General features: G+C 68.9%; 14 protein-coding genes and 2 tRNA genes. 11 read left to right on the top strand and 5 right to left on the bottom strand.

All coding sequences use genetic code 11. The annotated features are described in order from the left end of the window. Positions 1 to 34: 34 nt before the first annotated feature. A complete protein-coding gene (locus MRB58_RS03685) occupies positions 35 to 1,096 on the bottom strand; it encodes a M15 family metallopeptidase (RefSeq protein ID WP_244780358.1) in 1,062 nt (353 codons plus the stop codon). A gap of 242 nt (positions 1,097 to 1,338) precedes the next feature. Here MRB58_RS03685 and MRB58_RS03680 point away from each other — a divergent pair, with 242 nt between their 5' ends. Next, entirely contained in the window at positions 1,339 to 3,189 is a 1,851-nt protein-coding gene (locus MRB58_RS03680; protein ID WP_244780357.1) for an ABC transporter ATP-binding protein, read from the top strand. 79 nt (positions 3,190 to 3,268) lie between these two features. Next, positions 3,269 to 3,342: transfer RNA gene (locus tag MRB58_RS03675), tRNA-Gly, on the top strand. A gap of 34 nt (positions 3,343 to 3,376) precedes the next feature. Here the strand turns inward: MRB58_RS03675 and MRB58_RS03670 are convergent. The 4 genes from MRB58_RS03670 to MRB58_RS03655 form a co-directional block, all read right to left on the bottom strand. Further along, entirely contained in the window at positions 3,377 to 4,801 is a 1,425-nt protein-coding gene (locus tag MRB58_RS03670; protein ID WP_244780356.1) for an amidase, read from the bottom strand. Continuing rightward, positions 4,798 to 6,102, bottom strand: a complete 1,305-nt coding sequence (locus tag MRB58_RS03665) for a TRAP transporter large permease (protein WP_244780355.1) — start codon at positions 6,100 to 6,102, stop codon at positions 4,798 to 4,800. The genes MRB58_RS03670 and MRB58_RS03665 overlap by 4 nt, the downstream gene beginning before the upstream one ends. Before the next feature lie 52 nt (positions 6,103 to 6,154). After that, complete coding sequence (locus tag MRB58_RS03660) at positions 6,155 to 6,709, bottom strand: TRAP transporter small permease subunit (protein WP_244780354.1); 555 nt, start codon at positions 6,707 to 6,709, stop codon at positions 6,155 to 6,157. 77 nt (positions 6,710 to 6,786) lie between these two features. Next, positions 6,787 to 7,827 (bottom strand): TRAP transporter substrate-binding protein, encoded by a 1,041-nt coding sequence (locus MRB58_RS03655; protein WP_244780353.1) that lies wholly within the window; start codon positions 7,825 to 7,827, stop codon positions 6,787 to 6,789. Positions 7,828 to 8,095: 268 nt separating this feature from the next. On the opposite strand from MRB58_RS03655, the gene MRB58_RS03650 reads away from it, so the two are divergent. From MRB58_RS03650 to rplL, 9 genes are all read left to right on the top strand, one after another. Beyond that, positions 8,096 to 8,905 (top strand): metallophosphoesterase, encoded by an 810-nt coding sequence (locus tag MRB58_RS03650; protein WP_244780352.1) that lies wholly within the window; start codon positions 8,096 to 8,098, stop codon positions 8,903 to 8,905. A gap of 95 nt (positions 8,906 to 9,000) precedes the next feature. Beyond that, positions 9,001 to 9,076 (top strand) — tRNA-Trp (locus MRB58_RS03645). Between the two features lie 300 nt (positions 9,077 to 9,376). Continuing rightward, complete coding sequence (secE, locus tag MRB58_RS03640; RefSeq protein WP_244781884.1) at positions 9,377 to 9,547, top strand: preprotein translocase subunit SecE; 171 nt, start codon at positions 9,377 to 9,379, stop codon at positions 9,545 to 9,547. 43 nt (positions 9,548 to 9,590) lie between these two features. Then, positions 9,591 to 10,127: a transcription termination/antitermination protein NusG gene (gene nusG / locus MRB58_RS03635; RefSeq protein ID WP_244780351.1), complete on the top strand. Its 537-nt coding sequence runs from the start codon at positions 9,591 to 9,593 to the stop codon at positions 10,125 to 10,127. A gap of 126 nt (positions 10,128 to 10,253) precedes the next feature. Beyond that, a complete protein-coding gene (gene rplK, locus MRB58_RS03630; protein ID WP_244780350.1) occupies positions 10,254 to 10,685 on the top strand; it encodes a 50S ribosomal protein L11 in 432 nt (143 codons plus the stop codon). Next, positions 10,678 to 11,379 carry a 50S ribosomal protein L1 gene (gene rplA, locus MRB58_RS03625; RefSeq protein WP_244780349.1) on the top strand — a complete coding sequence of 234 codons (702 nt, stop codon included), beginning with the start codon at positions 10,678 to 10,680 and terminating at the stop codon, positions 11,377 to 11,379. The genes rplK and rplA overlap by 8 nt, the downstream gene beginning before the upstream one ends. Before the next feature lie 251 nt (positions 11,380 to 11,630). Next, complete coding sequence (locus MRB58_RS03620; RefSeq protein ID WP_244780348.1) at positions 11,631 to 11,918, top strand: hypothetical protein; 288 nt, start codon at positions 11,631 to 11,633, stop codon at positions 11,916 to 11,918. 207 nt (positions 11,919 to 12,125) lie between these two features. Further along, positions 12,126 to 12,764 (top strand): 50S ribosomal protein L10, encoded by a 639-nt coding sequence (gene rplJ, locus MRB58_RS03615; RefSeq protein WP_371747228.1) that lies wholly within the window; start codon positions 12,126 to 12,128, stop codon positions 12,762 to 12,764. Positions 12,765 to 12,815: 51 nt separating this feature from the next. Next, the gene (gene rplL / locus MRB58_RS03610) at positions 12,816 to 13,208 is read left to right on the top strand and encodes a 50S ribosomal protein L7/L12 (protein WP_244780347.1); all 393 of its coding nucleotides are present in this window, start codon (positions 12,816 to 12,818) and stop codon (positions 13,206 to 13,208) included. Positions 13,209 to 13,351 lie beyond the last annotated feature (143 nt).

Here is a 13,351-nt window from a genome sequence, read left to right as displayed (position 1 = left end):
CCAGGCTGCGCCGTTCGCGAGACGAAATCGGCTTTCAGCGGCAATGGGGTAAGAGTTCGGGCCGATACTCGAAGTGCATTGTATCATAGTGATACCAGCGCCCACCCCAGACGAAACAATATTTCTCGAACACCGAGACGATTTCGAGCGGAATTTGATTGCGGTAAGGCAGCGGACCGCCGCTTTTCGGGGCGTCCCAGCGCCAATAGTTGGTGTATTTCGTATTGATGTCGATCGCGGCGCCGAACGAGTGGACGCTCTGGCGGTCGGTTCCGGCGATGACGCGCCAGTTGAAGGTCCCGGCCGAGGGGACGAGGTATTTGTGGAAGCGCGCCGGGAGCCGTTCCAACTCGCGCGAGACGGCTTCCAGCTTCCGATCGACGCCGAATCGGGTGGTGACGGGGAGCTGCCCGCCGCCGAGGCGCGGCACCCAGGGCACCGACCGAAGGCTGCCGCGCACCGCCCCCGCGCTCGACCCGTAGAGCGCCTTGAAGAAGGCGTCGTTGCGGATGCGGCCGGGGTCTTCGTCGCGGCCTGGGGCGCGGGCCGGGGCGCCGGCGGGATAGGGATAGTGGAACATGTCCTCCACGTCGGGGTCGGCCAAGAGGGCGGCGGCGGACTTGCGGCGGCCGTCGTCCCAGGCGATCCGCGTGCCGTCGGGGAAGACGACCGTGTCGCCGTCGATCCGGAAGGCGCCGGGATAGGCGGCGAGGAGCGCCCGCTGCGCGGTATTGCCGCCTCCTCCGCCGCCGGACGTGGCGCGGCTGCCGCTAAAGAGACCGGTGCCGAACAGCCCGCCGCGGTCGCTCACTTCACGCTCGGCGGCACCATCACCAGTGGCATCTCCGGCGGCGTTCGCGGCGCGGGGATGGCGCCGCGGGGCCGCGCCCGGCTTGGCGGTCGGCACCGGCGCTTCGGCAAGGCGGACGGCCGCGACGTGCGGCGGCGCGCCGACCCCCGCCAGCGGGGCGGCCTGCGCGGGAAGCGCGGCACCGACCGCGAGAGCGAGTGCGGCGCGGATCGCCCGGCGGCGCCGTCGGGAGGTGTCGGCGCGGTGCGGGGCGGCGGTCCGCCGGGGGTCGAGGAAGATGCCCATACGCCGCAGCCTAGAGGCATCGCGGGCGCACCGGAAGGCCCGGTCCGGCGACTGCGACGCCCCGTCCCCGCCGGCGCAGCGGGCATGCCGCGCCGAGCCCCGCCGAGCCCCGCTGCCCGCGCCGCGAACTCCGGCCGGCCCCCGCCATGCCGCCCTGGCCACGCCGGCTGCGGCGGGCGGACATCAAAGCTTCATTTCCCTTCCGGAGCGGGCATCTCTATATGCGGCCGACGGAGGGCACGATGTTTGGTTTCTTTGAGCGCCTGGTCGACCCCTATCCGACGCGCGCGACGCTCGCCCCGCCCCGCCGATTCCTGGCCTTCATGTGGCATTACTCGCGCGACGTATGGCCTTGGGTCGCGATCATGTGCGCGTTGTCGGCGGCGATCGGGCTGGGCGAGGCCTTTCTGTTCGGATTCCTCGGCACGCTGGTCGACTGGCTGTCCACCCACGACCCCTCCAGCCTGCTGGCCGAGGAGGGGGGCACGCTGGCGATCGTCGGGGTGGCGATCCTCGTCGGGCTGCCGTCGCTCATCATGCTCCAGTCGGCGATCCTGCATCAGACGCTGGCGGGCAACTACGCGATGGTGGTGCGTTGGCTCGCCCACCGTCACCTCCTGCGCATGCCGGTCGCCTTCTACGCGGACGAGTTCGCCGGCCGCATCGCCACCAAGGTGATGCAGACCTCGCTCGCGGTGCGCGACGTGACGCTGCGGGTGACGGACGTCTTCGTCTACGTGATTTCGTTCTTCGTCGGCATCGTCGTGGTGGCGGCGCAGGCGGACTGGCGGCTGATGCTGCCGCTGATCGTCTGGGCCCTGGCCTACGCGGTGACGCTGTGGTGGTTCATCCCCCGTCTCGGCAAGGCGTCCGAGGCGCAGGCCGACGCGCGCTCGATGATGACCGGCCGCATCGTCGACGCCTACACCAACATCCAGACGGTGAAGCTCTTCTCCCACGCCGACCGCGAGCGGGACTATTCGCGCGAGGCGATGGACGGCTTCCTGGCGACCGTGCACCGGCAGATGCGCCTGGTGACGGCGTTCAACGTCGTCAACTACGCGCTCAACGCGGTGCTGTTGTTCTCGATCGGTGCGCTCGGCATCTACTTCTGGACGACGAGTTCCATCTCGATGGGGGCGCTGGCGGTGTCGATCACGCTGGTGCTGCGCCTCAACGGCCTGTCGCACTGGGTGATGTGGGAAATGACGATGCTGTTCGAGGCGGTCGGCACCATCGCCGACGGCCGCGGCATGCTGGCCCAGACCCCGGCCGTGAAGGACGCGCCGGACGCCGGCGCGCTGACGGTGACGAAGGGCGAGATCGTGTTCGACGGAATCCGCTTCCACTACGGCAAGGAGCGGGGGGTGATCGACCATCTCGACCTGACCGTGCGGCCGGGCGAGAAGATCGGCCTCGTGGGTCCGTCGGGGGCGGGCAAGACGACGCTGATGAACCTGTTGCTGCGTCTGCACGATCTGGAGGCGGGGCGCATCCTGATCGACGGGCAGGACATCGCCGCGGTGCGTCAGGACGCGTTGCGGGAGGCGATCGGCGTGGTGACGCAGGAGCCGGCACTGCTGCACCGCTCGATCCGCGAGAACATCGCCTATGGCCGCCCCGACGCGACCGACGCGGAGATCCACGAGGCGGCGCGGCGGGCGAATGCGCTGGAGTTTATCGAGGGCCTGTCGGACGCGCGCGGACGCACCGGGTTCGACGCGCACGTGGGCGACCGCGGGGTGAAACTCTCGGGCGGCCAGCGCCAGCGCATCGCGATCGCGCGGGTGTTCCTGAAGAACGCGCCGATCCTGGTGATGGACGAGGCGACGAGCGCGCTCGACTCGGAGGTCGAGGCGGCGATCCAGGAGAGCCTCTTCGCGCTGATGGAGGGCAAGACCGTGATCGCGATCGCGCACCGCCTGTCGACCATCGCCTCGCTGGACCGCCTGGTGGTGCTCGATCATGGCCGCGTGGTGGAGGAGGGCCGCCACGCGGCGCTTGCCGATGCGGGCGGCCTCTACGCGCGGCTGTGGTCGCACCAGTCGGGCGGGTTCATCTCGGCCGAGGCGCTGGAGCCGGCGGCGCAGTAACGCGCCGCGGCGCTTGCCAAGCCCGAGCGGCCGTGCCAATTCGAGGAGCGCCTCGGCGCCGTCACGCTCAGGCGTGCACGCGGGTGTAGCTCAATGGTAGAGCAGCAGCCTTCCAAGCTGACGACGGGGGTTCGATTCCCCTCACCCGCTCCAGCCTTCTTCGATTTCATCGGCTACCGGCCGCTGCTCACGCGCCGGCGTTCGGGGCGTTCGTCTGTGCCATTGCCGGCCAGCGGGGGAAGAGGGGGACTGCGTCGGCGTAGGCCTCGGCGATGTCGAGGAGCAGGGGCTCGGCGCCCAGGTCGCCGATCAGCTGTGCGCCGATGGGGAGGCCGTCGACCGGGCAGGGGAGCGACACGGCCGGGTGACCGGCGGCGTTGACCCAGCCGGTGTAGACCGCGTGGCCGCGGGGGCCGACGGGGTGCCCGTCGATCTCGGTCGGGAACGGCTCGGCGGCGGGCCAGGGCATCGCGGCGCAAGCCGGCATCAGCACCAGGTCGACGTCGGCGAAGAGCGCGGAGGTCTGAGCGCGCACCGCGGCGACGGTCTCCAGCGTGGCGAGGAGGGTGGTCGCCGGGTGGGCGCGGCCGCGCTCGGCCATTTCCACATAGCGAGGCGAAGCGAGGGCGGCGAACGCGGCCTCCCGCTGCATCAGCCGGGCGAGGCCCATCTCGGCGATCGCCGGCCACAGCGCGGCGAGGCCGGCGGTGTCCACCGGGAGGTCGCCCGGCACCACCGTGTGGCCGAGGCCGCGCAAGGCGTCGGCCGTTCGGGCGACGGCGGCGAGGATGCTCCGGTCGCAGGGCGCGCCGTCGATCCGCTCGACGTGGAGGATGCGCAGCGGGGCGCGCGGCGGCGCGACGGCGCGTTCGCGGGAGGCGGGGTCGGCACGGTCCGGGCCGGCGAGCGCCTCGTAGAGGAGGCGCGTGTCGGCGGCGGAGCGGGCGAAGGTCCCCACCACCTCGAAGTCCATCAGGATCTGCGGCAGGCCACCGGCGCGGGCGATGGCGCCGATGCCGGGCTTCAGGCCGACGAGCCCGGTATAGGCCGCCGGACGCCGGGTGGAGCCGCCGCCGTCGGTGCCGAGCGCCAACGGCACGAAGCCGGCCGCCACCGCCGCGACCGACCCGCCCGACGAGCCGCCCGGCGTCAGATCCGGGTCGAACGGGTTGCGCGTGACGCCGAACAGGCGGTTGCCGGTGTAGCCCTCGACGGCGAACTCGGGCGTGTTGGTCTTGGCGACGACGATGGCACCGGCCTTGCGCAGCCTGCGGATGGGGAGTTCGTCCTCGTCCTGCGGGCGATCGGCGAAGAGGGCGCTGCCGAACGTCGCCGGCATCCCGGCGACGATCATGTTGTCCTTCACCATCACCGGCACGCCGTCGAGCGGGCCGCGCGGCATGCCGGCCGCCCAGCGGGCAGTGGACCGCGCGGCCTCCTCGCGGGCCGTCGGCGAGAGGGCGACGACGGCGTTGAGCGCGGGGTCGAGCCGGGCGATGCGGGCGAGCGCGGCGTCCAGCACCGCCGCCGGGGTGAGCGTTCCGGCGCGGTAGGCGCAAAGCAGCTCGGTCGCGGTGAGGCGCCAGGCCTCGCCGGCCTCGGTGGCGCTCATCGCATCTGCGCCGGGAGCCACAGGACGATCTCGGGCACCAGGATGAGGAGGATGGTGAAGAGGATCATGATCAGCGCATAGGGGATCGCGCCCTTCACCACGTCGCCGAACGGTCCCCGGTCGGTGCGCACGCCCTGCACGACGTAGAGGTTCATGCCGACCGGCGGCGTGATCATCCCCAGCTCGCACATCAGGACGACGAAGATGCCGAACCACACCGGGTCGATCCCGGCGGCGGAGATCACCGGCAGCGCGATCGGGATCGTCAGCACCTGCATGGACAGGACGTCCATGAACATGCCGAGGATCAAGTAGAAGGCGATGAGGATGAGGAGGAGCCATGTCGCCGAAAGGCCGAACGAGGCGACCCACGTCGTCATCGCCTGCGCCGCGCCGCCCAGCGCCAGCGTCACGTTGAGCATGAACGCCGCGGCGACGATCATCAGGATCATGCCGGTCGTCTTGGCGGACTGGCGGAAGCAGGTGTCGAGCAGGGGGAGCGACAGGCGGCCGCTGACGGCGATGAAGATCAGTGCCACGACGACCGCGAGCGCGGCCGACTCGGTCGGCGTCGCGATGCCGAGGTAGATCGACCCCATCACCACCAGGAAGATGATGAGCGGCGGCACCAGGTGGCGCGCGAGCTTCAGCCGCTCGCGCAACGGGAGCAGCTCCTCCTCGACCTGTTGCGCCGGGTCGGGACTGACGAGGCTCTGCACGGCGATGAAGAGCATGAAGAAGAGCGTCAGCAGGAGGCCGGGCACGATGCCGGCGATGAAGAGCTGGCCGATCGAGGTCTCGGCGAGCGAGCCGTAGATCAGGAGGTTGACGCTGGGCGGAATGAGGATGCCGAGCGTCCCGCCGGCCGCCAGCGACCCCAGCGAGCGGCTGGGGCTGTAGCCGCGCTTCATCAGGTTGGGGAGCGAGACGGTGCCGATGGTGGCCGCCGTCGCGACGGAGGAGCCGGACGTCGCCGCGAAGAGCGCCGAGGCGCCGATGTTGGTATGGAGGAGCCCGCCGGGCAGCCGCACGAACCAGACCGCGAGCGCGGTGTACATGCGGTCGGCGAGGCCGGATCGCAGCAGCAGTTCGCCCAGCAGGATGAAGAGCGGGACGGCGGTGAGGATGTTCTCGTTCTGCACGCCCCAGGCGACCGGGCCCATGGACAGGACCAGCGGCCAGCCGAAGATGAGCGTGCCGCCGACGACGCCCGTCACCACCATGATGACGGCGACGGGGAGCGACAGGATCATCATCACGAGCATCGCCGTGAAGCCGATGATGACGGCGCCGGCGCTCATGAGCGGACACCCCGGCGGGGCGTTGGGCGCATACCCGGTACCAGGCGGTCCATCAGCGGGCCTCCACGTGGCTGAGCTCTTCGCGGACCTCGTCCTCGGCGCCCATGGGGTCGAAGTGGGCGCTCAGCGCCTCGAACCGGCCGCGCACGAGGAGGACCGTGGCGTAGACGGCGAGCGCGACGGAGGCGACCGCGAAGAGCACGTATCCGGCATACCAGCCACTCTGCGGGTAGATGAGCGGAGTGGCCCAGGGGGACTGGGCAACCGAGCCGTAAGAGAGGGTGTCGCGGATCACGTAGTAGCCGATGTAGACGAGAAACCCGCCCAGAAGCCCCAGCGAGACGGCCGACAGCCAGTCCAGGACGGCGCGGGCCCGCAGCGGCAGGCGGCCGTGGACGACGTCGATCCGCACGTGCGCGCGCTCGACCAATGCGACCGTGAAGGCGAGCGAGGAACCGATGGCGAGCACGTAGCCGCCCAGTTCGTCCGCCCCCTCGAAGGAGTGGTTGAAGAGTTTGCGCGAGATCGTCTCGACGGTCACGAAGAGCGACAGGGCGACGAGCGCGAGCCCGAACAGCCAGCTTGCGAGGCGGGAGAAGTGACGCATGGCGCTGCGGACCTTACGCGGGGGGAGGGGTTACAAGGCGGGCCCGGCGCCGGGGAGGCGGCGCCGGGCGAGGGTGATCAGAAGCCGAGAGCCTTGCCGACGGTGTCGAGCCAGTCCTGCGAGCAGGTCGGGTTGACCTTGTCGCAGATCTCCTTCCAGGCCGGGAAGGAGATCTCCTTCAGCGCGCTCTGGATGGTCGCCTTGTCCTTGTCGGAGATGGGGACGAGGGCGAGGTCGTAGAGCTTGACCGTCTCGCACGGCTCCTCACCGACGTTGCAGCGCACCGCGTCGTTGAAGATCTCTTCCGAGTAGGCCCAGATCTCGCCCGAGAGCTCGTCGAACGCGGCCTGGATGGTGGCCTGCTCCTCTTCGGAGAACTTGTTCCAGGTGTTGAGGTTGATGCCGTAGCCCTGCACCGCGACCTGGAAGGCGATCGGCAGCATGTAGTTGGTCTCTTCCGGCCAGGCGGCGGTGTTAGCCGAGCTGGGGCCGGTGATGGCGCAGTCGATCACGCCGCGGGCGAGCGACTGGTGCACCTCGGAGAAGCCGATCGGCACCGGGGTGCCGCCCACGGAGGAGACGAAGTTGGCGAGCGACTGATCGTAGACACGGACCTTGTTGCCGTCGAGGTCGGACAGCTCGGCGATCTCGGGCTTGCAGAAGAGGACCTGCGGGCCGAACGGCCACACGCCGAGGAGCTTGGTGTCGAACTTGGCCTGGAGCTGCTTGTCGACCACGGGGAAGAAGGCGTCGATGGTCTTCTTGGCGGTCGCGTAGTCGGGGTTCTGGCCGACGAGGTCGAGGCCGAGGATGGTCGGCTCGTCGCGCGAGACCTGGCCGAGGCGCAGGGCGATGATGTCGAACAGGCCGCTCTTGAGGAGGCGGAGCTGCTCGGTTTCCTTCACGCCGGTGACATCGACGGGGGTGTAGGTGATGTCGAGGTCGAGGCCGGTCTTTTCGGCGAGGCTCTCGAAGAAGGGGGCCTCGTAGTTCTTCTGGATGAGGCCGGTGGAGCCGGGCTGGCCCATGACCTTCAGGCTGACGGTGTCCGCCTGGGCGGCGGACGTGAACGCCAGCGCGGTCAGCGCGACGGCGAGGGACGGAAGGCGAAGGTCCATTCGACAGGGCTCCTGGTCAGTAAGGTATGTGCTTGGTTGCGATGGATCGCGGCCCCACATGGCGGGGAGTGGTGGGCGACTTTGCACATTGCATGCCAAAATGACGCGGCTCGGAGGCCAGGAAGCGGCCGGGCCGGCCCAGGAGAGGCGAGGCGAGGCGGGGCGGGGTTCCGCCGGTGCGCCCGCGGGCGCTCGCCCGGTGTCCGGGCGTCCCATGAGATGGCGGAGAGGATGAAGCCGACGGTGATGACCGAATGATCCCAACGCGATGAGCCGCAATGCCGAAGACAAGGGCAACGGCCCGCCGGTCGACCGACGCGGCGACTGCGGCCCGTTCGACATCATCGGCGACGTGCATGGCTGCGTGGTCGAACTGCGCCGGCTCCTCGAGGTGCTGGGCTACCGGGTGGATCCGCTACCCGCGGGCGCGGGGCTTGCCGGCGCTCGCCATCCCGATGGGCGGCGTGTCGTCTTCGTGGGCGATCTGACCGATCGGGGGCCGCGCAACGTCGATGTCCTGCGCACGGCGATGGGAATGACGGCGGAGGGCACCGCGCTCGGCGTGCGCGGCAACCACGACGACAAGCTGGAGCGTTACCTGCGCGGCAATCCGGTGAAGCTGGAGCACGGCCTGCAAAAGACTGTGGACGAGCTGGAGCGCACGGATCCGGACTTTCGTGCCGCGGTGGCGGCGCATATCGCCGGCATGGCGGCGCATCTGTGGCTGGACGGCGGGGCGCTGCTGGTGGCCCATGCGGGGCTGAAGGGCGAGATGCACGGCGAGGTGTCGGGCCGGGCGCGGCGGTTCGCCATGTATGGGGAGACGACCGGCGAGGTGGACGCCCAGGGCCTGCCCGTGCGCATCGATTGGGCGCGCGACTACCGCGGCGCGCCGCTGGTGGTCTACGGGCACACGCCGATGCTGGCGCCGCGCCGGCTGAACCGCACCGTGTGCATCGACACCGGGTGCGTCTTCGGCGGGGCGTTGACGGCGCTGCGCTGGCCGGAGGACGAGCTGGTGTCGGTGCCGGCAAGCGAGGTGCACGCGGTGTCGCGGCGCTGGCCGCCGCCGGAGTGAGCGGTGCCGCGAGGGCCCCGAAGGGCCGGCCATTGCACGGGATGCGACTGAGCGCTTGCAGCGACCGCCGATCGCGATTATTGCATGGCGCAGATAGGGGTGTAGCTCAGTTGGTAGAGCGGCGGTCTCCAAAACCGTAGGCCGGGGGTTCGAGTCCCTCCGCCCCTGCCATGTCGTGCGATCGGGTCGTGCGATCGGGTCGTGCAGGCGGGTTGTGTGGCCGGCGCATGCGGTCACACTTTCAGGTGGGCACCTCAACGCAGATGCTGCCGAAGGGGTTGCATCTCAATCGAACGATTGTTAGGTACGGCCTCCGCGAGGCGCCGAAGGGGGTCGTGCGCCTTGATGTTTCGACGATCGGTGTCGGGCAAGCCCTGCGGCGGTGCTGCGGGGCTTCACTGCGTCGATAACAGAACGAGCGCCGCCGGGCGTGCCCGGTTGGCAAAAGGGGTCTGAGTGGCGACGAATCCGATGACGTTCATCCAGCAGGTGAGGGCCGAGACCGCCAAGGTCGTGTGGCCGAGCCGGCGTGAGACGATTATCACCACCGTGATGGTGTTCATCATGTGCGCCTTCGCATCGGTGTTCTTCTTTCTAGTGGACCGGATCCTCGGCTGGGGAGTCGGCCAGATCCTCGGTTGAGGCGCCTTCAGCGGCAGCCCCGACGGATCTCCGAGGAAAAGACATGAACAAGCGTTGGTACATCGTCCACGCATACACGAACTTTGAGAATAAAGTCCGCGAGGCGATCCTCGCGGAGGCAGAGCTGCGTGGGCTGACGGAGTTTTTCGAAGAGGTCCTGGTTCCCAAGGAGAAGGTCTCCGAGGTCAAGCGCGGCCGGCGGGTCGAGACGGAGCGGGTCACGTTCCCCGGTTACGTCCTCGTCAAGTGCGCGCTGACGGACCAGGTCTTCCACCTCATCAAGAACACCCCGAAGGTCACGGGGTTCCTGGGCGCCACGCAGCGCCCGCAGCCGATCCCCGACCGAGAGGCCGAGCGGATCCTGCACCAGGTGACCGAGGAGGTGGAGCGCCCGCGTCCGAAGGTGACCTTCGAGGTGGGCGAGCAGGTTCGCGTGGCGGACGGTCCGTTCGCCTCGTTCAACGGCCTGGTCGAAGAGGTCGACGACGAGCGGGCGCGGGTGAAGGTGGCGGTGTCCATCTTCGGCCGCCCGACCAACGTCGAGCTGGAGTACGGCCAGGTGGAGAAGGTGGCGCACTAGTTGCGCCGGCCTCCTGCGGGCGGCGACGAGTTGCGGGAGGCGAGGGGGCGACCAATCCCCGGACCCGGACCGCAGACGGGCATGAGGCCCGATTTTTGGTAGGGCTTCGGCCCGTGAGGAGATGAGATGGCAAAGAAGATTGCCGGTTACATCAAGCTGCAGGTGCCCGCGGGCGCCGCGACCCCGTCGCCGCCGATCGGCCCGGCGCTCGGTCAGCGCGGCTTGAACATCGTGATGTTCACGAAGGACTTCAACGCGAAGACGCAGGACATGGAAAAGGGTGCGCCCTGTCCGACCGTCATCACCTATTACACCGACAAGTCTTTCACGTTCGAAATCAAGACGCCGCCGGTGTCCTTCTTCCTGAAGAAGGCGACGGGCCTGTCGTCCGGCTCCAAGGCGCCGGGCAAGGAAAAGGCCGGCACGGTCACGATGGCGCAGTGCCGCGAAATCGCCGAAGCGAAGATGAAGGACCTCAACGCCGACTCGATCGACCAGGCGGCGAAGATGGTCATGGGCTCTGCCCGCTCGATGGGTCTGGAGGTCGTCGATGGCTAAGCTCGCAAAGCGCATGCAGGGCGCCTACGAGGGTCTCGACCGTCACGGGTCCCACTCGCTCACCGACGCCGTGAAGCTCCTCAAGGAGCGCTCCAAGGTGAAGTTCGACGAGACCGTCGAGGTCTCCTTCAACCTGGGCGTCGACCCGCGCCACGCCGACCAGATGGTCCGCGGCGTGTGCCTGCTGCCGCACGGCACCGGCAAGACCGTCAAGGTCGCCGTGTTCGCCCGTGGCGACAAGGCCGAGGAGGCGAAGGCCGCCGGGGCCGACATCGTCGGTGCCGAGGAGCTGGTCGCCGAGGTTCAGGCCGGCAAGATCGACTTCGAGCGCTGCATCGCGACGCCCGACATGATGCCGCTGGTCGGCCGCCTCGGTAAGGTGCTCGGGCCCCGCGGCCTGATGCCGAACCCGAAGGTGGGCACCGTGACGCCGGACGTGGCCAAGGCCGTGCAGGACGCCAAGGGCGGCGCCATGCAGTTCCGCGTCGAGAAGGCGGGCATCGTCCATGGCGGCGTCGGCAAGCTCTCGTTCGACGAGGACAAGCTGGTCGAGAACATCCGCGCCTTCTACGACGCGGTGAACAAGGCCCGGCCGTCCGGGTCCAAGGGCACCTACATGAAGAAGGCGTCGATGACGTCGACCATGGGGCCAGGCCTGAAGGTCGACATCTCGACGATGGCCGCGGAGGCCTAGGGCGACGTGCCGGGTGAGCCGCAGCCACGCTGGCGTCGCATGGTCCTGGCCGCGCTCGTCGCGGCCTCGACGGTGTTCGTGATCACCGTGGTGCGGGGTCTCGTCGGCTGAGGCGTCGCGGTCCGCCGCGGCACACCTGCCCGCCGGCACGACCCGCATAAATGGGGGGTGCCGGATGACGACAGGGGCGACGCGCCGGGCGAGAAGGCCCGGATCGGCCGAGTTCCCGCAGCGACGGGCGGTCTAGGAGCGTGCCGGGCGAGGCGCGGATCCGCCGCCGGGACGTCCGGTTCGGCCTGGTGTTCGCCGGGCTCCAGGTTCTGGCCTATGCGCCGGCTCTGGCGCTGATGTACGGCCTTTCGGCGATGTGGTCGCCCGAGGGGCAGGACGGCGGGCTCCATTGGGGCTCGCTGGTCGGGGTGGTGATCGTCGCCGGCGTCGTCTTCGCGGTGGCCTTCGCCGTGGTCCTGGGTCTGAGCGCCGTGACCGGCCTGCTCGACTGGATCGTGCGGGACAGCTCCGACGAGGGGCGCCGCTGAACAAGGAATTCGCCCGGCATCGCAGGGCGCACAAGCTTCCCCCGGCTTCGGCCGGGAGAGGGTCGCCTCGGAACCGGAGCCTCCACGAGGGGCGCCGAAGCCGGGGCAGCCTGTCCGAGACTGCAGGAGGGGTGTGTAGCGTAAGCCCCTTAATGGACCTGCATAGACGGGGGTCGGAACGGTGATCCGTTCGCTCTCGGGACGGGTGTGAACCGCTCGGCTGGCGTGAGCCTGTCCGAGCATTTTGAGCCGGGTGGCGCGATCCGCGTCGCCCATGTCTTGGAGACAACGGTGGACAGAGCCGAAAAACGCGAAATGGTGGGCTTCCTCGAGGAAGTCTTCGCCGATTCGGGCTCCGTGGTCGTCACCCAGTATATCGGGCTGACCGTTGCCGAGATGACCGACCTTCGCCGTCAGATGAAAGATGCTGGCGCGAAGTTCAAAGTCATCAAGAACCGTCTCGCCAAGATTGCGCTCGAAAACGGCGACCGGAGTGTCGCGTCCGAGATGTTCAAGGGTCCTGTGGGCATCGCCTACGGGATCGATCCGGTCGCAGCTCCGAAAGTTCTGACGGAATACGCCAAGAAGAACGAGAAGCTCAAGATCATCGGCGGGATCCTCGGATCCTCGGCGATGGACGACAAGGGTGTCGAGGCGCTGGCCAAGATGCCCCCGATCGAAGAGCTCCGCTCGAAGCTTATGGGCGTTCTCCTCATGCCGGGGTCCAACCTCGCGCGGGTTCTCAATCAGCCCGGCGAAAAGTTGGCCAAGCAGCTCAATGCTCCGGCCCAGAACCTCATCGGTGTTTTCGCAGCCTACAAGGCGAAACTGGAATCGGCGGCGTAAGTCCCCCTGGACCTCGCCCACTGAACCGACAACCTGGAAAGATCAAAGCAAATGGCAGATATCGAAAGCCTGTACGACCAGCTCTCGCAGCTGACCGTTCTCGAAGTGTCCGACCTCGTGAAGCGCCTCGAGGATGGCTGGGGCGTTTCCGCCGCGGCCGCCGCGCCGGCGATGGCCATGCCGATGATGGGCATGGGCGGCGGTGCCGAGGCTGCGGCCCCGGCCGAAGAGAAGACGGAGTTCGACGTTGTCCTGACCGCGGCCGGCGACAAGAAGATCAACGTCATCAAGGAAGTCCGCGGCATCACGGGTCTCGGCCTGAAGGAAGCCAAGGACCTCGTCGAGGGCGCGCCGAAGACGGTGAAGGAAGCCGCGTCCAAGGACGAGGCCGAGAAGATCAAGAAGCAGCTCGAAGAGGCCGGCGCCAAGGTCGAGCTGAAGTAAGGACGCGTTTCGCGTTCGCGGCTTCGGCCGCAGACGGCCGGGTTCGCGCCCGGCCGGATCAACCAATCGCCGGCGCTCTCGTTGAGCGCCGGCCTTTCGCGTCGTTAGGGGCGACGGCGCGTCACGCGGGTCCGTTCCGCGCT

Origin of the sequence: Acuticoccus sp. I52.16.1 (assembly GCF_022865125.1) — a bacterium.
Lineage (GTDB): Bacteria > Pseudomonadota > Alphaproteobacteria > Rhizobiales > Amorphaceae > Acuticoccus.
The sequence above is the reverse complement of the archived record's forward strand: the minus strand, read 5'-3'. Positions and strand labels throughout refer to the sequence as shown.